At 69.2% G+C, this 19,194-nt stretch carries 16 protein-coding genes and 2 pseudogenes; 10 read left to right on the top strand and 8 right to left on the bottom strand.

From position 1 onward, the window contains the following. Nucleotides 1–66 precede the first annotated feature (66 nt). On the top strand, nt 67–1,362 hold the full coding sequence (locus tag AC0QSG_RS09365; protein WP_435728531.1) for an acyl-CoA dehydrogenase family protein: 1,296 nt from the start codon (nt 67–69) through the stop codon (nt 1,360–1,362). 154 nt (nt 1,363–1,516) lie between these two features. Here the strand turns inward: AC0QSG_RS09365 and AC0QSG_RS09370 are convergent, their stop codons facing one another. Beyond that, nucleotides 1,517–2,302, bottom strand: a complete 786-nt coding sequence (locus tag AC0QSG_RS09370; protein WP_475375187.1) for an alpha/beta fold hydrolase — start codon at nt 2,300–2,302, stop codon at nt 1,517–1,519. 80 nt (nt 2,303–2,382) lie between these two features. Between AC0QSG_RS09370 and AC0QSG_RS09375 the strand changes: the two genes are divergently transcribed. The 5 genes from AC0QSG_RS09375 (at nt 2,383) to AC0QSG_RS09395 (ending at nt 8,332) form a co-directional block, all read left to right on the top strand. Beyond that, nucleotides 2,383–3,567 carry an acetyl-CoA C-acyltransferase gene (locus AC0QSG_RS09375; protein WP_475375188.1) on the top strand — a complete coding sequence of 395 codons (1,185 nt, stop codon included), beginning with the start codon at nt 2,383–2,385 and terminating at the stop codon, nt 3,565–3,567. 312 nt (nt 3,568–3,879) lie between these two features. Continuing rightward, nucleotides 3,880–4,089, top strand: a complete 210-nt coding sequence (locus AC0QSG_RS09380) for a hypothetical protein (protein WP_475375189.1) — start codon at nt 3,880–3,882, stop codon at nt 4,087–4,089. A 270-nt stretch (nt 4,090–4,359) separates the two neighbouring features. Next, nucleotides 4,360–5,568 (top strand): thermonuclease family protein, encoded by a 1,209-nt coding sequence (locus AC0QSG_RS09385; protein ID WP_475375190.1) that lies wholly within the window; start codon nt 4,360–4,362, stop codon nt 5,566–5,568. Between the two features lie 68 nt (nt 5,569–5,636). Next, a complete protein-coding gene (locus AC0QSG_RS09390) occupies nt 5,637–6,698 on the top strand; it encodes an aldo/keto reductase (protein ID WP_475375191.1) in 1,062 nt (353 codons plus the stop codon). Nucleotides 6,699–6,928: 230 nt separating this feature from the next. Then, nucleotides 6,929–8,332 (top strand): NAD-dependent succinate-semialdehyde dehydrogenase, encoded by a 1,404-nt coding sequence (locus tag AC0QSG_RS09395; RefSeq protein ID WP_475375192.1) that lies wholly within the window; start codon nt 6,929–6,931, stop codon nt 8,330–8,332. 68 nt (nt 8,333–8,400) lie between these two features. Here AC0QSG_RS09395 and AC0QSG_RS09400 read toward each other — a convergent pair whose 3' ends face one another. Further along, complete coding sequence (locus AC0QSG_RS09400) at nt 8,401–8,721, bottom strand: META domain-containing protein (RefSeq protein ID WP_435728538.1); 321 nt, start codon at nt 8,719–8,721, stop codon at nt 8,401–8,403. A 203-nt stretch (nt 8,722–8,924) separates the two neighbouring features. On the opposite strand from AC0QSG_RS09400, the gene AC0QSG_RS09405 reads away from it, so the two are divergent. Further along, entirely contained in the window at nt 8,925–10,112 is a 1,188-nt protein-coding gene (locus AC0QSG_RS09405) for an AI-2E family transporter (RefSeq protein ID WP_475375193.1), read from the top strand. Then, entirely contained in the window at nt 10,109–11,101 is a 993-nt protein-coding gene (locus tag AC0QSG_RS09410; RefSeq protein WP_475375194.1) for a 2-hydroxyacid dehydrogenase, read from the top strand. The genes AC0QSG_RS09405 and AC0QSG_RS09410 overlap by 4 nt, the downstream gene beginning before the upstream one ends. A 15-nt stretch (nt 11,102–11,116) precedes the next feature. Here the strand turns inward: AC0QSG_RS09410 and AC0QSG_RS09415 are convergent, their stop codons facing one another. Continuing rightward, a complete protein-coding gene (locus AC0QSG_RS09415) occupies nt 11,117–11,884 on the bottom strand; it encodes a SurA N-terminal domain-containing protein (protein WP_475375195.1) in 768 nt (255 codons plus the stop codon). A 308-nt stretch (nt 11,885–12,192) separates the two neighbouring features. On the opposite strand from AC0QSG_RS09415, the pseudogene AC0QSG_RS09420 reads away from it, so the two are divergent. Continuing rightward, nucleotides 12,193–13,468 (top strand): annotated as a pseudogene (locus tag AC0QSG_RS09420) (cation:proton antiporter). Between the two features lie 45 nt (nt 13,469–13,513). Here the strand turns inward: AC0QSG_RS09420 and ykgO are convergent. Then, on the bottom strand, nt 13,514–13,636 hold the full coding sequence (gene ykgO / locus AC0QSG_RS09425) for a type B 50S ribosomal protein L36 (protein WP_133409460.1): 123 nt from the start codon (nt 13,634–13,636) through the stop codon (nt 13,514–13,516). Further along, entirely contained in the window at nt 13,633–14,706 is a 1,074-nt protein-coding gene (locus AC0QSG_RS09430) for a GTP-binding protein (RefSeq protein WP_475375196.1), read from the bottom strand. Before AC0QSG_RS09430 ends, ykgO begins: the two co-directional genes overlap by 4 nt. A 219-nt stretch (nt 14,707–14,925) precedes the next feature. On the opposite strand from AC0QSG_RS09430, the gene AC0QSG_RS09435 reads away from it, so the two are divergent. Then, entirely contained in the window at nt 14,926–15,879 is a 954-nt protein-coding gene (locus AC0QSG_RS09435; protein WP_475375197.1) for an aldo/keto reductase, read from the top strand. A 51-nt stretch (nt 15,880–15,930) separates the two neighbouring features. Here the strand turns inward: AC0QSG_RS09435 and AC0QSG_RS09440 are convergent. From AC0QSG_RS09440 to galT, 3 genes and pseudogenes are all read right to left on the bottom strand, one after another. After that, nucleotides 15,931–16,721 (bottom strand): annotated as a pseudogene (locus AC0QSG_RS09440) (TIGR00366 family protein); the annotation flags it as partial. Between the two features lie 90 nt (nt 16,722–16,811). Further along, a complete protein-coding gene (gene galK / locus AC0QSG_RS09445; protein WP_475375198.1) occupies nt 16,812–18,068 on the bottom strand; it encodes a galactokinase in 1,257 nt (418 codons plus the stop codon). Next, nucleotides 18,065–19,183 carry a galactose-1-phosphate uridylyltransferase gene (gene galT, locus AC0QSG_RS09450; RefSeq protein WP_475377299.1) on the bottom strand — a complete coding sequence of 373 codons (1,119 nt, stop codon included), beginning with the start codon at nt 19,181–19,183 and terminating at the stop codon, nt 18,065–18,067. The genes galK and galT overlap by 4 nt, the downstream gene beginning before the upstream one ends. Between the last annotated feature and the right edge of the window lie 11 nt (nt 19,184–19,194).

Here is a 19,194-nt window from a genome sequence, read left to right on the forward strand (position 1 = left end):
TTCCTTGACGTGAACCGGAGTTTCAAGGATGCTATGGGGAAACAGCCGCACGACGAAGGAATCCCCATGGCTCCGCTCAACCCCACCGCAACCGACCTCGACGACCTCGCGCGTGAGGCCGCGTCCGGCGTCCGACCCGGCGACACCTCCGCCGAATTCCCGGCGGGCGTCGTCGAGCCCGACTACGAACTGTGGGGCGAGGTCGACGCCGACCCCGCCGGCCTCTTCCGCGACATCCCCGACGCCGACCGGGCCTACTGGGACCGGGCCCGCCGATTCTCGCTCGACGAGGTGCGCCCCGTCATCGACGCCTACTGGAACGCCGCCGACTATCCGTTCGAACTCGCCACGCGGCTCGGGGAGCTCGATCTGCTGCGCGACGGGATGGACGTCGACGGCTACCCCGCCATGAGTGCGCTGGCCTCTGGGCTGGTGAACATGGAACTCTCCCGCGGCGACGGATCCGTCTCCACGATCGGGGCCGTCCAGGCGGGGTTGGCGCTGCGCTCGGTAGCGATGCTCGGCTCCGCCGAGCAGGTTGCCGAGTGGGTGCCGAAACTGGCCACCGCGGAGGTTCTCGGCGCGTTCGCGCTGACCGAACCGACGCACGGCTCGGACTCGGTTTCACTGGAAACGCGCGCCACCCGGGTCGACGGCGGCTACGTGATCAACGGCGAGAAGAAGTGGATCGGCAACGGCTCCACGGGCGGCGTCACGATCGTGTGGGCACGCGACGACGCCGGCGCCGTGCGCGGATTCATCGTGCCGCAGGAGTCCGAGGGCTACACGGGCACCACCATCGAGGGGAAGCTGAGCCTGCGCGCGATTTGGCAGGCCCACATCCGGCTGGAGAACGTCTTCGTACCGGATTCCCGCGTCATGCCGGGCGCCAACTCGTTCAAGGACACCGCGAAGGTGCTTTTCGCGACCCGGCTGGGGGTCGCATGGTCCGCCGTCGGGCATGCCACCGCCTGCTACGAGACCGCCGTACAGTACGCCGCCCAGCGCATCCAGTTCGGGCGCCCGCTGGCCGCATCGCAGATCGTGCAGGAACGGCTCGCCCGAATGCATTCGGAACTCGCCACCATGCAGCTGATGGTCATGCAGATGACCGCCCTCGAGGAGCGCGGCGAGCTCAGCCCGGTGCAGGCTTCCCTGGCGAAGTACACCTGCACACGCACCGCCCGGCAGATCGCGTCCAACGCCCGAGACCTGCTGGGCGGGAACGGCATCCTGCTGCGGAACCGTGTCGCCCGGCACATCGCGGACATCGAGGCCGTCCACACGTACGAGGGAACCGAAACCGTCCAGGCGCTCATCATCGGCCGCTCGATCACGGGGTTGTCCGCCTTCGCCGGCTGACTCCCACCCGTCCGCCCGCGGCTGCCGTACCTTCGTGAGCGGTTTCGAACCTCCGTGAGCGGTTTTGGCGCGGTTCGCGGTCTCCCACTAGGGACTAGGCGGGCAGTTGAACCCAAAAGTGTTCAGGCCGGCAGCAGCGCGGAGCCGGCACCGACTAGCGCGAACGCAGAAAGGGAACCAGGTGTTCGAGAACCTCATGGGCAGTGTGGAGCGTTGCGGCGTGCGTGCGGCCCGGAAGCTCCACGAAGCGCGCGTTGGGCATCACGGACGAGGCGTACCGGGAATCGGCAAGCCGCTCGGGGTCGCGCGTGCCGGCCAGGAGCAGAGCGGGGAGGGCCAGCTGGTGGAGCAGCGAATCGGACAATCCGGGCGCGGCCTCCGTCGCCTCGAAATAGGCGGCCAGCGCGAGGGGATCGTTGGCCAGGAACGCCGCCCGCGTTGCCGGATCGATCACCCGCCCGGCGGCTTCCATCCCGTCGACGAATCCCGGCATGCCGTCCTCGCGCAACGCCTCGGCATAGCCGTCGAAAAACACCTTGGCCAGCTGTCCGGCCTGCGGGCGGTGCGTGCCGCCCAGCGTGGCCAGCCGTTCCACGCGGTCGGGGGCGGAGACGGCCAGGGCGAACGCCACCCGCGCGCCGAACGAATAGCCGACGATGCCCGCGCGTCCAATCCCCTCGGCGTCCAACACGGCGAGCACGTCCCCCGCGACGAGCGGCATCGCGTACGAGCCGGCGTCGTGCGGTTTGCCGCTGCGGCCGTGTCCGCGGGCATCGATGCGCACCACCGTATGCCCGCCGGACAGCGCGGCGACGTACCCCAACCCGCGCCAGATGGCGCGCGAGAGAGCCGAACCATGCAACAGCACGACGGCGGGGCCCTCGCCGGAGACGTCGTAGGCGATCCGGGTTCCGTCGAACGCGTTCAGCGCATCTGCCATCCGCCCAGACTACCGACCGCGCCGGCGACCGCCGGGCACCGCGGAGAATCCCTGCAGCCAACACCACCGGAGGAAACACCATGACCGACACCACCCCCGTGATCCTTGCGGGCGCGCGCACCCCGTTCGGCAAGTTCCGCGGGGGGCTCTCCCCGTTGTCCGCGACCGAACTGGGCAGCCATGCGATCCGGCACGCCTTGGAGCGGGCCGGCGTCCCCCCGGAGCGGATCGGCCATGTGATCGTGGGCCAGGTGGTCCTCGCGGGTTCGGGTCAGGGCCCGGCCCGGCAGGCGGCCCTCGGGGCCGGCATCGGGTGGGACGTGCCGACCGTGACGATCAACAAGTTGTGCCTTTCGGGCCTCACGGCCGTCATCGATGCCGCGCGCATGATCCGTGCAGGGGAGGCCGATTTCATCGTCGCCGCCGGACAGGAATCGATGACCAACGCGCCACACCTGGTCAAGGGTGTCCGGGCGGGGCTGGCGCTCGGAGACTCCGCTTTGGTCGATTCGCTGAACCACGACGGCCTGCAGGATCCCGTCTCCGGAGAGCTGATGGGCGGGGCGACCGACCGCGGCAACATCGATCGTGGGATCGGGCGGGCGGAGCAGGACGAGGTGGCCGCGCGATCGCACCAGCGCGCCGCCGCGGCGCGGGACCTGCTCGCGCAGGAGATCGCCCCCATCGAGGTGCCGCAGCGCCGCGGCGCACCGGTGTTGCTCGGCAGCGACGAAGGCATCCGGGAGGGCACGACGCCGGAGGGGCTCGCGGCGCTGCGACCGGCGTTCTCGCGAGACCCGAACGCGACGATCACGGCGGGTTCGAGTTCCCCGCTCTCCGACGGCGCGGCCGCCGTCGTGGTCGCCAGCAAGGCCGCCGCCATCGAGGCCGGCTTGGACTGGCTCTGCGAGATCGGCGCACACGGCCAGACCGCGGGACCGGACGGCCAGCTGCACTCCCAACCCAGCGACGCCATCCTGGCCGCCCTGGCCAAGGAGGGTCTGGCGCCTGGCGACGTGGATCTGCTGGAGATCAACGAGGCCTTCGCTTCCGTCGTGCTGCAATCGGCCAAGGACCTGGGTTTGAATCCGGTGGTTTTCAACCGCGAGGGCGGGGCGATCGCGCTGGGCCACCCCGTGGGTGCGTCCGGAGCGCGGTTGGCGCTTCACCAGGCACTGGCGCTTAAGCGGCTCGGGTCCGGCGTCGGCGTCGTGGCGTTGTGCGGCGGCGGCGGGCAGGGCGACGCGCTGGTACTCAGGGCCTAAAAGGACGCGCCAGTTGGGCTGCTGGCAGACCGTGTGACTCGTGTCACCCCTTGTGGCAGCCGGATTCACACGGCGTTCAGACCCATTTCTCAGGCAATGCCAAGCTTGGCTTCGTAGAGTTGAAGTCACCTCATGAAGGTGCGAGTGATGAAGAGCACCGACCGGAGCAACGGCTATCCCCCCAACTGCCGTCCGGTCGGTGCTCGCCCTTTTTAATGGCCCATGGCACTCCGCTTGCCCTAGTCCTCGACAGGCACGCCCACCGGCGGGAGACTGGTCCCAGTAGATTCGTCCAATCCAGAAGGAGCCACCGTGAACCCATCAATCGAGGAAACCCCGGCAGAGGATCTTCCGACGCCCCCGCAGACCAAGCCCGGTGAGGGAAAACCCGATGCGGCGAAGACGGACGCGGAGAAGCTCGCCGGCGAAACGGCGACGATGAAGCACGACCATGACGAGGTGTTGGTGGAGGAGTGGGAAGACGAATCGTTCCCGGCCTCCGATCCGCCGTCGAACTACTGACTTCCTCGCCTCACATGAGGCTCCGACCCGGCGCACAGCGGACTCCAAGAAACAGTCCCTAGGCTGAAACCACCTTCTCAAGGTGCGAGTGATGCAAGTGATCAGAAGCACCGGTTGTAGCGGCTTTCCAGCCTCCTTGTCCGCTACGGCCGGTGCTTCTTTCGTTAAACCCCAGACGCCAGAGGTCACATTGTCACCGGTCCGCCTAAAATGTCCCCAGTGACCGGTATTGTCCGGTGATCATCGGACCTTATCGTTGGGGGCAACGCCATGGGAATCTTCAGTGCCGTTTCGGGCGCGGCGGTCGGCAGCAAGGTGGCCGGCGTCGCCGTCGCCGCCCTGGTGCTCGGCGCCGCAGCTGGCGGTGTCGCCTTGGCGTCGTCGCGGGACCAGGACCGGGCCACCGTGGTGCGCGTCATCGACGGAGATACCCTTGTGGCGTCGGTGGACGGCACGGAGCAGACCGTCAGGCTGCTCAACGTGGACACCCCCGAAACCAAACATCCCAACAAACCCGTGGAATGCTTGGGTCCGGAGGCGACCGCATACCTCCAAAAGCGGCTCCCAGTCGGAACCGCCGTCACCCTGGAATACGATCGGGAACGGCTGGACCGTTATGGCCGGACCCTCGCCGGGGTGTTCGAATCGAACTCTTTGGTCAACGCCGACATCGCAGCCGAGGGATTGGGCGTTGCCGTGCTCTTCGAGCCGAACCGCCGGTTCTACGACGATGTCCTGGAGGCGCAACAGACCGCCACAGCGCGGCCCGTGGGCTTCAACGACCCCGCGGTTCCCTGTACGTTGCCCGGACGGGTCGCGAGCGCGGTCGCACCGCTTGAGGCCCTCGCGGCGGAGTCCCCGGTCGCCATCGCCGAGGCGGCGGCCAGCGTGGCGACTGGCGTCGCTGCCCTCGCCGCCGCGGATGCGGCTTTGAAATCGGCACGGTCGGCCGCCAACCTCGGAGGGACCGCCATGCGGTCCGCTTACGCACCGGCTCAGGTCACGGCGCATTCCGCCGTGCTGACCGGGGCCATCGCCGCCGGAGCGGGCGAGCTGAGGCGCCTGGAGGGCATCGTTTCCCGGCTCGAGGCCGCCGAGGCACGCGCCGCGGCCGAGGCGAAGCGCAAGGAAGAAGTCGCCAAAAAGAAGGCGGCGGCCAAGAAAGCGGCAGCCGAGAAAGCCGCGGCGGCCGAGAAGGCGGCCAAGGCAGCCAAGGCAGCCGCCGCCAAGGAAGCGGACCGGCAGGCGAAGGCGGCCGCCGCGAGGGCAGACGCCGCCCGCCGGGCCGAGGCCGAGGCATCGCGGGAGGCCGCCCGTCGCGCCGCCGCCGAGGCCGCGCGCCAGGACGCCCAACGCAGCGTCCCCGCTCCGGCGAGGAAGCCCGCGTACACCCCGCCTCCGGCGTCGAACCCGTATGCCGGCTATACGGGCCCGCGCTGCTACGCCCCCGGCGGAAAGTCGTGGAAGCCCTGCGGGTAGCCGCAAACTCCGACGGGGATCGACGTAGCATGGCTGGGAACCCGCCATCCACCCTTCAGGAGGCCCCCATGGCTGACGACGTCCATTTCCCCCGCATTCCCGAATCCCACCGCCCCTACGTCGCCGCGGAAAACCGCTACGACCACTTCGGCTACCGCCGGGTCGGCAACTCCGGCCTCCTGTTGCCGCCCGTCAGCCTCGGCCTGTGGTGGAACTTCGGTGACAATCGGCCGTTCGACACCCAGCGTGAGGTGCTGCGCCACGCGTTCGACCGCGGCATCACCCACTTCGATCTGGCTAACAACTACGGCCCGCCGTACGGCTCGGCGGAGGAGAACTTCGGGCGCATGATGCGCACCGACTTCAAGCCATACCGGGACGAGCTCATCATTTCCTCCAAGGCCGGCTGGGACATGTGGCCGGGTCCCTACGGGAACAACGGCTCGCGGAAGTACATCACCGCCTCTGCCGATGCCTCCCTGCGGCGCATGGGGCTGGACTACGTCGACATCTTCTATTCCCACCGCCCCGACCCGGAGACGCCCATCGAGGAAACGGTGGACGCCCTGGACCGGCTCGTGCGCCAGGGCAAGGCCAACTACGTCGGCATCTCCTCCTACTCCCCCGAGCGCACCGTCGAGGCGGTCCGCGTGGCCCGAGAGCTCGGCACGCCGCTGGTCATCCACCAGCCCTCCTATTCCCTGCTCAACCGCTGGGTCGAGGACGGCCTGCTGGAAACGCTCGCCGCCCACGAGATGGGGTCGATCGCGTTCACGCCGCTGGCCCAGGGCCTCCTGACCAACAAGTACCTGGACAACAACGACGCCGTTCCCGCCGGCGGCCGCAACTCCCTGTCCGGCCTCAACGACGAAAACCTGCAAAAGGCCCGCGAGCTCGCCGCACTCGCCGCCGAGCGGGGTCAGTCCCTGGCGCAGCTCGCCATCTCCTGGCTGCTGCGCGACGGCGGCGTGACCTCGGTGCTGCTCGGCGCCTCCTCCACCGCCCAGCTGGACGAAAACCTCGGTGCGCTGGCGAACACCAGCTTCACGGACGAGGAGCTGCGCCGGATCGACGGCATCACCACGGACGTCGCCGAGGTCGACCTGTGGCGGGGCCAGTCGGAGCAGTAGCCCACCCCACCACCGGAAGTGGACATTTCCACGGGTATTAAACCGGCGGTAATGTCCACTTCCGGTGGCGGGGCTGGGGCTTGGCGACCCAGGCGGGTTGGTTCCACCTCAGGCTCGCGAGCCCGCCGGCCCGTGACTGAATTCACAATTTCGCCCATTCGGGACATGATGTGTGTACCCCGCGGTCGGCCATCCCTCCGCCGCGAGCAGCAACTGATAGGAGTCCGGCCGTGACCGCCACCGCCAATACGCCCGCCGAACCCGGCTACCGCGTCCTGAACCCCGCCACCGGCGAGGTCGTCGAATCGTTCCCCACCGCAACCGACGGCGAGATCGGCCGGGCCATCGGGTCGGCCGACCGGGCCTACCGCGAATGGCGGGACGTGCCGATGACGGACCGAGCCAAAGTGGTCTCCCGCATTGCCGAGCTCTTCACGGAACGCGCGGACGAGCTGGCCGCGATCATCACCGAGGAAATGGGCAAGCCGCTCTCCCAGTCCAAGGGCGAGGCCGAGTTCTGCACAGATATCTTCAACTACTTCGCCACGGAGGGCCCCACCCTCGCGGCGGACCAGCCGATCAAGACGTTCGCCGGCGGCCGTGCCGTCGTGCAAAGGCTCCCGGTCGGCCCGCTGCTCGGCATCATGCCGTGGAACTACCCCTACTACCAGGTGGCCCGCTTCGTCGCCCCGAACCTGATGCTGGGCAACACGATCATCCTCAAGCACGCCGAAACGTGCCCGCGCTCCGCTCTGGCGATCCAGAAGATCATGGACGACGCCGGCCTGCCCGCCGGCGCGTACGTCAACGTCTTCGCGTCCCACGCGCAGATCGCGGACATCATCGCCGACCCGCGCATCCAGGGCGTCTCGCTGACGGGCTCGGAGCGCGCCGGCGCGGTCATCGGGTCGCTGGCCGGCAAGAACCTGAAGAAGGCCGTGCTGGAACTCGGCGGATCCGATCCCTACGTGGTGCTCGACGCCGACGACGTCAAGGCCGCGGCCGCGATGGCGTGGGAGACGCGCATGGAAAACACCGGCCAGGCGTGCAACTCCAACAAGCGCATGATCGTCATGGCGGACATCTACGACGAGTTCGTCGCCGAGCTGACGTCCCTGGCCTCCCGCCTGCGTCCCGGCAACCCGGCCGACGACGAGGCCGGCACCTACGGGCCGCTGTCCTCCCGGTCCGCCGCGGAGGGCCTGTCGCGGCAGGTGGGCACCGCCGTCGAGCAGGGCGCAGTGCTCCACGCGGGAGGCACGCTGTCCGACGGGCCCGACGCCTACCTCGCCCCGGCCGTGCTGACGGGCGTCACGAAGGAGATGCAGGCGTATTCGGAGGAGCTCTTCGGACCCGTCGCCGTCGTCTACAAGGTTTCCAGCGACGAAGAGGCGCTCCGGCTCGCCAACGACACGCCCTTCGGTCTCGGCGGCGCCGTCTTCAGCACCGACCCGGAGCGCGCCCGCAAGGTCGCCGAACGCCTGGACGTGGGCATGAGCAACGTCAACCTCCCGGCCGCGGAGGGCGCCGAAATGCCGTTCGGCGGCGTCAAGCGCTCGGGCTTCGGCCGCGAACTCGGCCCGTTGGGCATGGACGAATTCGTCAACAAGCGACTGCTCTACATAGCGGACTAGGCCCCCTGCGGGCCGGCACGCCGGCGGCGGGGGACGGCTTCCTTGGGGGCCGTCCCCCGGCCGCCCCCCTAGCCACCACCCCCCGGGATGCCGGCGGTGCGCCGCAAGGATCCCAGCCGCTTTCCGTCCGTGCCGAAGACGAGCATCCGGTCTCCGTCGATGGCCACCGCCTCGACGTTGGACAACCACGTGTCGACGCCCTCGCAGAACATTCGCGTGACCATCATCGGTCCCACCTCGATCCTCCCGCCGCCGGACTGGCGCCAGGGGCCGGCCATCTTGTTGCAGCCGTCGGACCCGGTGCACCGGGCGTCGTCGAAGGACAGCCACGGCCGTCCCCGCTCCCGTTGGCCCCATGTTCCGGTGGGATCGCCTGCCGTGTCTTCCATGGGGCCACAGTACGGCGCGGACGCGGCTAGCGCCCCTCCTACTCGAAGTGCCACGCCTCCGCGTAGAGGTACTTTTGCGTGTCCAGCGTCCGGTACGCGAGGTCGACGTCGATGCCCCGCGGCGCGCCGCCACGCCGCGTGAGTGGTCCTGGCCGGCCGCGACGCTGGCTAGAGTGGGAATACGCCGCAGAATGAGGAGTCACATGACGTTCCGTCCTTTCAGTAGCCGACGCCGTGGGGCCAGGAATGCCGCCCCGTCGACAGCGCCTGCCGCCGCCTTGCCCACAAGGTTCGGTCCGCGCGACCGCGCCGCAGCGTTGTGGAGCGACAGCCTGGGCCGCAGTGCCACACGCTCCACGCAGGTGTTGGTGGTGTTGGTGCTCGCGGGCGCCACGATCTACGCGTTGCTACAGCTCAGCCTGGCCGTCCTGCCGCTGCTGATCGCCCTGATTCTGGTCAGCGCGCTCTGGCCGGTGGTGGCGCTCGCCCGCAGGGTGATGTCCCCCATGCTCGCCGCGTGGTCGGTCTTCCTGGGATCCCTGGTGGTCCTGGGCGGCATCGGCACCGGGATCGTCTTCGCCGTCCGTGCCGAATGGCCCACCCTGGTGGAGCAGGCTGTGGAAGGCTTCCACCAGCTTCAGGGCATGGTCGAGAACCTGCCCATCAACATCTCGCAGGAGCAGATCGACGAGGGAATCGCCGGGGCGACCGACTTCCTGACCTCCAGCCAGTTCGGGGCCGGCGCGCTGTCCGGGCTCTCCGCCGCGGGAAGCTTCCTCGCCGGGTTGGTCCTGCTCCTAGTCATCATGTTCTTCTTCCTCAAAGACGGCGACAGGATCTGGGCGTTCTTCCTCAGCTGGATCCCCGACCGCCACCAGGAGAACTGGAAGCGTTCCGGCACACGGACCGTCGAGACACTGGGCGGGTACATCCGCGGAACCGCGACCATCGCCCTCGTGGACGCAGCCGGCATCGGCGTCGCGCTGTGGATCCTGCAGGTTCCGCTTGCCCTCCCGTTGGCCGTGATCGTCTTCATCACGTCCTTCATTCCGATGGTGGGCGCGACGTTCGCCGGAATCCTGGCGACCCTGGTGGCGCTCGTGGCAAACGGCCCCGTCGTCGCACTCATCGTCCTGGGCGTGGTGGTGCTGGTGAACCAGCTCGAGGGCAACTTCCTCCAGCCGGTGGTCATGGCACAGGCACTGAACCTGCACGCGCTCGTCGTCCTACTTGCCCTGACCGTCGGCACCGTCCTCGGGGGGCTGGTCGGCGCGGTGCTCGCCGTGCCGCTGACCGCCGTCGGATGGGCCGTCGTCAAGATCTGGACCGGCCGCGACGCGGAGCAGCAGGAAGAGCGGGAGCGCGAGGAGCGGGAACGCGGCGAAGCATGACCACCCACGCCGGGCACAGGGCCGCGAACCCCTCCAACGGGGCCGCTGGCGGACACATCCTCGAAGTCGGGCCGGTGAACCCGTTGGTTTCCGCGGTCTTGTCGGAGGAGTTCGATGCCCTGCGGCTGCCGGCCGGAACCACCGAACGCGGCGAGTTCCTCGACCGCTATGCGGCGGGGATCGACGTCGTCGTATGTTCCGGACGCTTCGGCGTGGACACGGAGCTGATGCGTCGACTGACCGGCCTCAACGCGATCATAAACTACGGTGCCGGGTACGACGCCACGGACGTCGCGCAGGCCAAGGAGCGCGGCATACGGGTCAGCAACACCCCGGACGTCCTGACGGACTGTGTCGCCGACACTGCGCTGGTCCTCTACCTCGATGTCTTGCGCCGCGTCTCCGCCGCAGACCGCTTCGTGCGGCGCGGCGATTGGGAGGGCACGGGCAGCTTCCCGCTGGCCGTGCGCGCCTCCGGCAAGCGGGTCGGCGTCCTCGGCCTCGGCCGCATCGGGTCCGCCATCGCCCGACGTCTCGACGGCTTCGGCTGCGAGGTCCACTACCACAATCGCCGTTCCGTAGCGGGCTCGCCCTACGCCTACGCGGACTCGGTCGTCGGCCTGGCCGCCGCCGTCGACGTCCTCATCGTGGCCGCCGCCGGAGGCCCGGACTCGGCCGGTCTGGTCGGCGCCGACGCGCTCTCCGCGCTCGGCCCCGACGGCTACGTCGTCAACATCGCCCGCGGCTCCGTCATCGACGAGGGCGCCCTGGTCGACGCCTTGGTCGAGGGCCGCATCGCGGGGGCCGGCCTCGACGTCTTCGCCGACGAACCCCGCGTTCCGCCGGCGCTGATGGCCCTCGACAACGTGGTCCTGCTGCCACACCTGGGAAGCGGCACCCACGAGACCCGGCGGGACATGGCCGAGCTGACATTGGAGAACCTGCGCTCCTACCTGCGCGACGGCAACCTGGTCACGCCGATCGACTGACATGTCCCCGGCGGATCAGATGTTCACCTTGACATCCCCATCGGCGCGCAGCTTCTCCACGAGCTTCTGCGTCGCTTCGCCTTCCTTCTGCTGCACCACCTGCTGCTTAAGCTGCGGCTTCACTTCCTCGTACGCGGGCATCTTGGCGGCCTCTCCCGACTCCGCGGTCGGCTGCTGTTCCTGCTGCGCCTTCGCCTCGTCGTAGGCCGCCTGGAGTTCCTTTTCGCTGGCGGTGAACGTGCCGAGCTCCTTCTTGGTCACGGCCTCCACCTCAACCTGCTGCTTCAGTTGGGAATCGATCAGTTCCCGGTCCATGCCCTGCTTCTCAAGCGCGGCCAAGAACTCCTCGCCGCTCATCTGGTTGGACTTCGCGGCGGCGGAGAGGGCCTCCGATACCTGCGCGTCCGTAGCCTTGATGTTTTCCTTGTGTGCCTGCTGCACGAGCAGTTCGGTGCCGACCATCGACTCGGCCGCGTTCTTCTTCAGCTCGTCCTGATCCACCTCCTGCCCGCTCATCTGCGACTGCATGGCCGACTGCTGGAACTGGCTCTCGTAGACACGGCTGAACTCGTCCTTGCCGATATCCTTGCCGTTGACCGTGGCCACCACATCGGGCACACCGCTCAGATCCGGCGACGGGGCGGCCTGGCCCTGGCCGCCCTGCTCGGATGACTCCTGCGCAGCAGACGATTCCGGAGCCGGCTCGCTCTCCCCGCCACATGCGGTGACCACGGATAGGGACCCCACGAGCGCCAGCGCGGCCAGCATCTTTTTCTTGTTCACGTTCCTACCTCCTGAAGACGACGAATCCCAGCGAAACTAGCAAGGGCCCCTGAACGGGAACTGGGCAGACCCTGACCCTCCTCTCGGTGACGCCGTACGCGTGGGCCGTTGGCTGAACGTCGCCCCCGCAGCCGTTGCGCCGCGCCCTCGCGGCGCATAGCGTTGCGCTCGACACCTAAGTAAGGAGCCGGGTCATGGTGGATGCGTGTGTAGCCGCGACTCTCGCCGCTGTGCGCGTCGAGGCGGCCGTTTCGGCCGTCGAACCCGACCAAGGCTGAGCCGGCTCTCCCGGTGTTCGAGATCCCAGCATCGTTTTCGCGGCGGCGGGGGCCGCCGTCTTCGCCGCGGCGGTACTACCGCACCTCCTGAGCCGGGCCCCCGTCTCCTTGCCGATGGTCTTCCTCGGCGCCGGCGCCCTGGTGTTCGGCCTCGTTGACGACCTACCGAATCCCGACCCGACGCAATACGGTGCCTTCACGACCCATCTCACCGAGGTGTGTGTCATCATCTCGCTCATGGGGGCCGGGCTCGCCCTCGACCGTCCGATCGGATGGCACCGCTGGGCCACCACGTGGCGCATGCTGGCCATCGCCATGCCCCTATGCATCCTCGGGCTGGCCCTCGTGGGGCTGTGGGTGTTGGGCCTCGGCGTTGCCTCGGCGATTCTGGTCGCGGCCGCCCTGGCGCCAACCGATCCCGTGCTCGCGTCCGAGGTCCAGGTCGGCGAACCCGCGGACGACGACGAAGCGGACCAGGAGGACGAGATCGTTTCGGTCTCACCTCGGAGGCCGGACTCAACGACGGCCTCGCGTTCCCCTTCGTCTACCTCGCCGTCGCCGTTAGCCTGGCGGGGGCCTCGCCCGAGGGCTGGTTCCCCGAGTGGATCGCCGTGGACGTCCTCTGGCGAATCGGCGTGGGCCTCCTGGCCGGCTTTGGCACGGGCAAGGTTTTGGCGGCGGTGTTCTTCTCGCGGCGGTTCCGGCGCATCCGGCTCGCGGAACACTCCGAGGGGTTCGTTGCCCTGGCCGCCACCTTCCTGGCCTACGGGGCGGCCGAAATGGTGGAGGGCTACGGCTTCATCGCGGTGTTCGTCTGCGCCGTGACGATCCGCGGCGCCGAACACACCCACGGGTACCACCGGGTGCTGCACAGCTACGTCGAACAACTTGAGCGCCTGTTGACGGTCATCATCCTGGTGCTGCTGGGCGGTGCGATTTCGCGTGGGCTCTTGGCCGGCGTCGGCTGGCCGGAGGTGCTTGCCGCGTTGCTTTTCCTGGTCGTGCTGCGGCCGGCTGGATCGCGCTGGCCCGGGGCGGCACCGGCCCCCGGGAACGGCTTGCCCTCGCTTTCTTCGGCATCCGCGGCATCGGCTCGCTGTACTACGTCGCCTACGCGCTCGACCAGGGTTCCTTCGGCCAGGAAACGGACCGCCTGTGGGCCTTCGTCGGCCTCGTCGTAGCCATGTCGATTTTGCTACACGGGATCACCACGGCGCCGGCGATGAACGCGATCGACAGGCACCGGCAGCGCCAGGCGCGCAGGAAGTTCGGCGACGAAGGGCAGGCTCCCAAGACCGCCGTCTAGGCCGGACCCGGGAACCCGCCCCCCGATCGCGCAGGGGAGGGATCGTCAGCCCTGGCGGGCCTTCATCCTGGGGTTCTTCTTGTTGATGACGAACGTCCGGCCGCGGCGTCGGACGACCTGCGCCCCCGGGATCTTCTTCAGCGCGCGCAGCGAATTGCGTACCTTCATGGGTTGCTCCTCTGTTGTGTGTGGGTCGGTTCTTCCAGTTGGAAGGGATCGGGGAACGAGGTGGCTTCGTCGCGCATCTCCGCTTCCGTCAGTTCGCAGGACGACATCAGCATCGCGACCTCGGCGGCGTCGATATCCTCGCCGGTGAGTGCCAGAACGGTTCCGCGGTCACCGAAGGCGGGATGCCCACCGGGCATCCACGGCCCGGTGTTCTCGAGCCACACGCGTGGCCCGATCCCCTGCAGCGCGATCCGGCAGCCGGGGGCCGAGGCCACCCAGAGCCGTCCGCGCAGCCAGCAGCAGCCTTCGGCCAGCGTGGCGAGTGCGTGGCGGAAGCGCTCGGGATGGAGTGGACGTTCGATCCTGTGCACAACGGTGGTGAACGGGGATGACGACTCCCGCGGGGCGCTCACGGATCCGGGGACCGCACGGGCGGTCGCCTCCGCGAGATGGTGGACGCCGATCCGCAAGTCTCCGTCCCTTTCTGTCACCTCGGCATGCGGAGCGAGTTCCCGCACCAGACTCGCGCCGCGGGCGCGCTCGGCCGGATCGACGGGGAGGACCGCCGGATCGGCGAGGATCACCGTGTCGCTGAAGGAAAGCTCCCCCACCAGGAACTCGCCCGGGGTGCGGTCGTCTTCCTCCACCGGGGTGAAGCCGGATTCAAACAATGTGTGGTGGTCCCAGAGTTGGTCCTCCAAGGCGTCCGGTGCGCAGGCCAGAACCACCGAATCGATCAAGATGGCGTCGCCCAGGCCCCGCAGGAGCGCGTGCACGGCGGTGGCGGAAGCGACCGCCGGCGGTAGGCCGAGAACAATATGTTCCGCATCTATCAGGCTCGCGATGGTGGGGACGATATCGAGGCGGACCGTGCAACTCAGGCATCCGTGTTCCAGCGTCGAGGCCCGCCGGTCAACGCGCTGGCCGTCCCTGAACATCCGGCGAACCGCCACCCCGTCTTCGAGCAGGTCGTGGAAGACGACGACGGCGCCCGGCGCCTCGGCGGCCAGCGCGGCGCACGCCTCCTGCCGACTGAAAACGTCCAGGGAACTCACGACTGTCACATGCATGCCCACGAGCCTATATGAGAAAGGTTCTCATTTGCAACGCGGTTTCGCGTCCTCCGGTCCCGGCCCCATCCGAATACAACGATTCGGCCCGGCCACTGGCATGATTCGCGCCACACGGTAGTTTGAATGGTGTACGGACTCCTCCGGACTCTGCGGCGGCGGCCTACTTCCCCAGCAATAGCGGCGCCTCCACCCCCGCCGTGGTCGAAAGGAACGCACGTGCCACTTATCGGAACCTCGGACCTGGAAATCTTCCCGCTGGCCCTCGGGGCGAACACCTTCGGCTGGACCGCCGACGTGGACGAATCCCACGAGGTGCTCGATGCCTTCACGGCGGATGGCGGCAACCTCATCGACACTGCCGACGGCTACTCGGCCTGGCTCCCCGGCAACAGGGGCGGCGAATCGGAATCCATCATCGGTTCCTGGCTGGCGACGCGCGGTGCCGGCGACGACGTCGTCATCGCCAGCAAGGTCGGCACGCACCCGGACTTCGCCGGTCTCGCCCCGGCGAACGTGGCCGCGGCCGCCGACGCCTCGCTGGCGCGGCTCCGCACCGAAGCCATCGACCTCTACTACGCGCACTACGACGATCAGGACATCCCGCTGGCGGACACGATCGAGGCCTTCGGCCGACTCGTGCAGGCCGGCAAGATCCGGCACATCGGCCTGTCCAACTACTCCCCCGAGCGGGTCCGCGAGTGGATCCGGCTCTCCGACGAGCTCGGCGTACCGCGCCCGGTCGCGTTGCAGCCCCGCTACAACCTTGTGGCGCGCGAGCCGTACGAGACGCAATACGTGTCACTGGCCGCCGAGCACCAGCTGTCCGTCCTGCCGTACTCGGCCCTCGCGTCCGGCTTCCTGACGGGCAAGTACCGGACGCCCGAGGATTTCGCGGACGTCGCCCGCCGCAAGGGCGTCGAACGGCACTTCTCCGACGCCGGCCTCGGAGTGATCGACGAGCTGCACCGGATCGGCTCCCGCCACGGTGAGGAACCGGCCACCATCGCCCTGGCGTGGCTCCGCGCCAAGCCGGAGATCGCCGCCCCAATCGCCAGCGCGCGCGTCGTTGCGCAATTGGGGTCGTTGTTGGCCGCCGCCCGCCTTGACCTCTCGGCCGAAGACGTCAGGGCGCTGGACGAGGCGTCGTCCCCGGCGGCCTACCTGAACTAACGGACGGGGCGTTCCCTCGGCTACAGGGAGACGATCAGCAGCGTGGCCGCGAACACCAGCCCCGACGCCGAGCTCCGCCGCCGTGCCGAGCATGATGGGCGCCTCCACGGCGAATTGTCCGCCGCCGGAGGTAACGAAGAAGTTGACCAATCCGGCGCTCAGGAACGCAAGGATGCCGAACGTCTGGGGGGTCGAAACGGCGACGAACGCGTCGGAGAAGACCTCGATCAGACCGGCTCCGGTCATGATGCCGAGGATCCCCGCGCAGAGCGAAACCGCAGGAGGATCTCGCCGACGTTGGACGCGGCGTGTTTGGTGAGCGCGACGAGTTCGAACGGGTTCCGCGCACCAGCAGCAGGATCAGCGCCAGGAACGTCCAGTTGACGATGTCCAGGGTCAGCGTTGCGGGCCAGCTCGATGATCTTGTCCCCGGAGCGCGGCGCCACCAGGAACAGGGCGAGTGCGACGACGACGATCGTCGCGACGGTGGCGACCATGTTCCAGACGGAGAACGTGGTCTCGGAGATGGGCAGCACGCGGCCAAGCTCGACGACGATGAACGAGTCGGGCGTTGCCGCGGTCAGCGGACCGGAGCCGGAGTAGCCCATGTGCCAGACCACGAATCCGGCGAAACCGCACGCGACGAGCATCGGGAAATGCAGCCTGAGACCGCGTTCGCGTCCCTGCGCGGCGACCTCCTTGGCCGGCAGGGCGCCGACGACGAACCCCAAACCCCACGTGATCAACGAGGCGACCGCGGCCACGAGGAAGACGAAGAGGTAGGCCTGGATGGCTGTGCGCGGCACCCCGCCCAGTGCCCGCAGCAGCTTGCGGACCGGCCGCCGACGGCATGGTGATGTGATCCCCACCACCGTATCGAAGGCCGCGGCGGAAAACGGCATCGACACCGCGCCGCGGGCTTCCGTGCCCCGTTACAGCCTGCGCGCCCCGGGCCCCGGAGCCACCGTGAAGATGTCCGGCGTCGCGTAGCCCGCTTCGGCGAAAGCCGCGCGAACCCGGTCGGCGACCGATTCGGCGTCGACCGCCCCGACCAGCGCGATCGCCGAGCCGCCGAAGCCGCCGCCGGTCATGCGCGCGCCCAACGCGCCGGCCTCCAGCGCGGTATCCACCGCAAGGTCGAGCTCCACGCAGGAGATCTCGAAGTCGTCGCGCATCGAGGCGTGGCTCGCCGTCAGCAGGTCGCCGATCGCCGCCGGGCCGCCCGGTCCGGCGGCGTCCGTGCCTGAATCGCCCGTGGCGTTTTCCAGCAGCCGGACCGTGTCCAGCACCCGCTCGTTTTCCGTGACGATGTGGCGCACGCGGTGGAAGGTCACGTAGTCCAGCGCGTCCCCCGACGCGTCCAGGCGCGTCGCCGTGACGTCCCGCAGCGAGGAAACGCCCAGTGTCTCCGCTCCACGGGCACAGGCGGCGACGAGTTCCTTGTACCCGCCGGTGTCGTGCGCGTGGCTGATCCGCGTGTCCACGACGAGGATGGCCAACCCGTGCGCGGCGAGCGGCAGCGGCACCTGCCGGTCCGCGCGGCTCCGGCAATCGAGGAACAAGGCGTGGTCCGCGGTGCCGAGCAGTGCCGCCGACTGGTCCAGTATGCCGGTGGGCGCGCCGACGAAATCGTTCTCCGCCTGCCGGCACAGCAGCACCAGTTCGCTTCGGCCGAGGCGCGCGCCGGTCAGTTCGTCGATGGCCAGGGCGACGGCGCATTCGATCGCGGCGGAGGAGGAGAGTCCCGCCCCGATCGGCACGTCCGAGTCCAACAGGACGTCGAGCGCCGGGACATCGACCCCGCGCTGCTGGAAGGCCCAGGCGACTCCGGCGATGTAGCGCGCCCACGGCTCGACGGCGTCCCGGGACAGGCCGTCCAGCGATACCTCGACGACGGCGGGGCGGGCACCGGCGTCGTCGAGGTCTTGGAGGGTCGCCATGCGCAGCGTGCGGTCCGCCGCTGCGGGCGCCGGGGGATCCGGCCGCCGCCGCACGGCGACGCGCGCACACCGGTCGATCGCGAACGGGAGGACGTATCCCTCGTTGTAGTCGGTGTGTTCTCCGATGAGGTTCACGCGGCCCGGTGCCGCCCACACACCGTCGGGCTCGGCCGCGAAGAGGTCGGCAAACGCGCTGGCGAGGGCTGCGCCGTCGTTCCGTGTGCTGGTCGGAACCCGCTCCGTGCTCATATACGTCCTCCCAGGCCTGCCGCGGCGTCCCGCAGGCGTTCCGCTGTCGATTCGGGAGTCACGTCCCCGATGAACGCTCCCATGGCGGCCTCGGAACCCGCAAGGTATTTCAGCTTGCTCTCCGCCCGGCGGGGCGAGGTGAGCTGGAGGTGCAGGCGCGCCTCGGCCCGGTCCGGGTGGCGGGTGGGCGCCTGGAACCACGCCGAGATGTAGGGCGTGGGCGTTTCGTACAAGGCGTCGACTGTGCGCACCAGGCGCAGGTAGACGTCGGCGAGCTCGCCGCGCTCGGCAGGGGTCAGCTCGGCGAGGCTCCCCACGTGGCGGTGCGGGACGATGTGGGCCTCGACCGGCATCCTGGCCGCGAACGGAACCAGGACCGTCCAGTGCTCGCCACGTTCGACGACGCGTTCCCCGGAGTCCACCTCGAATTCCAGGATGTCGCCCATCAGGTTCCGCCCGGTCCGTGCGCGGTGGGCCTTGGCCTGTGCCAGGTGCGTCAGTGTGCGGGCGGGCACGTACGGGTAGGCGTAGATCTGGCCGTGCGGGTGGTGCAGGGTGACGCCGATGTCCGCGCCCCGGTTCTCGAACGCGAAAACCTGCTCGACGCCGGGCATCGCCGACAGGTCGGCGGTGCGCTGCGCCCACGCCTCGACGACGGTCCGCGCCCGGACCGGGCCCAGGTCCCCGAAGGAGTCCGTGTGGCCGGCCCCGAATGCGATGACCTCGCAGCGCCCGTGCGCCGGTGCGGCCGTTCCGAGGACCGGTTCCGGCACGGTGTCGAGCTGCCTCGGACCGAAGGAGGGGAAGCGGTTTTCGAACACGACGACGTCGTAGTCCGGCGCCGGGATCTCCGTGGGGTGCCCCCCGTCCGTGGGGCACAGCGGGCATTCGTCCGCGGGCGGGAGGTGCGTGCGGGCCTGCCGGTGCGCCGCGAACGACACCCATTCCCCCGTCAGCGGGTCCCAGCGCAGATCGGACGCGTCCGGGCGCGGCGGAAGCTCCCGGAGATCCGCCGGCGGCGCGAAGGCGGCGCCGCTGTCGCCGTCGAAGAAGTACAGCAGTTCCCGGCCATCCGCCAGGAGCGACCTCACGGGCCGGTGCGGGGCGTCGTCGATGGTCGGCACGG

This window comes from Arthrobacter sp. LT660, assembly GCF_056172845.1.

Coding starts and splice junctions, on each gene's coding strand:
- AC0QSG_RS09365 (WP_435728531.1), top strand. CDS start 67: ATGGCTCCGCTCAACCCCACCGCAACCGACCTCGACGACCTCGCGCGT.
- AC0QSG_RS09370 (WP_475375187.1), bottom strand. CDS start 2,302: ATGGCAGATGCGCTGAACGCGTTCGACGGAACCCGGATCGCCTACGAC.
- AC0QSG_RS09375 (WP_475375188.1), top strand. CDS start 2,383: ATGACCGACACCACCCCCGTGATCCTTGCGGGCGCGCGCACCCCGTTC.
- AC0QSG_RS09385 (WP_475375190.1), top strand. CDS start 4,360: ATGGGAATCTTCAGTGCCGTTTCGGGCGCGGCGGTCGGCAGCAAGGTG.
- AC0QSG_RS09390 (WP_475375191.1), top strand. CDS start 5,637: ATGGCTGACGACGTCCATTTCCCCCGCATTCCCGAATCCCACCGCCCC.
- AC0QSG_RS09400 (WP_435728538.1), bottom strand. CDS start 8,721: ATGGAAGACACGGCAGGCGATCCCACCGGAACATGGGGCCAACGGGAG.
- AC0QSG_RS09405 (WP_475375193.1), top strand. CDS start 8,925: ATGACGTTCCGTCCTTTCAGTAGCCGACGCCGTGGGGCCAGGAATGCC.
- AC0QSG_RS09410 (WP_475375194.1), top strand. CDS start 10,109: ATGACCACCCACGCCGGGCACAGGGCCGCGAACCCCTCCAACGGGGCC.
- ykgO (WP_133409460.1), bottom strand. CDS start 13,636: ATGAAGGTACGCAATTCGCTGCGCGCGCTGAAGAAGATCCCGGGGGCG.
- AC0QSG_RS09430 (WP_475375196.1), bottom strand. CDS start 14,706: ATGCATGTGACAGTCGTGAGTTCCCTGGACGTTTTCAGTCGGCAGGAG.
- galK (WP_475375198.1), bottom strand. CDS start 18,068: ATGAGCACGGAGCGGGTTCCGACCAGCACACGGAACGACGGCGCAGCC.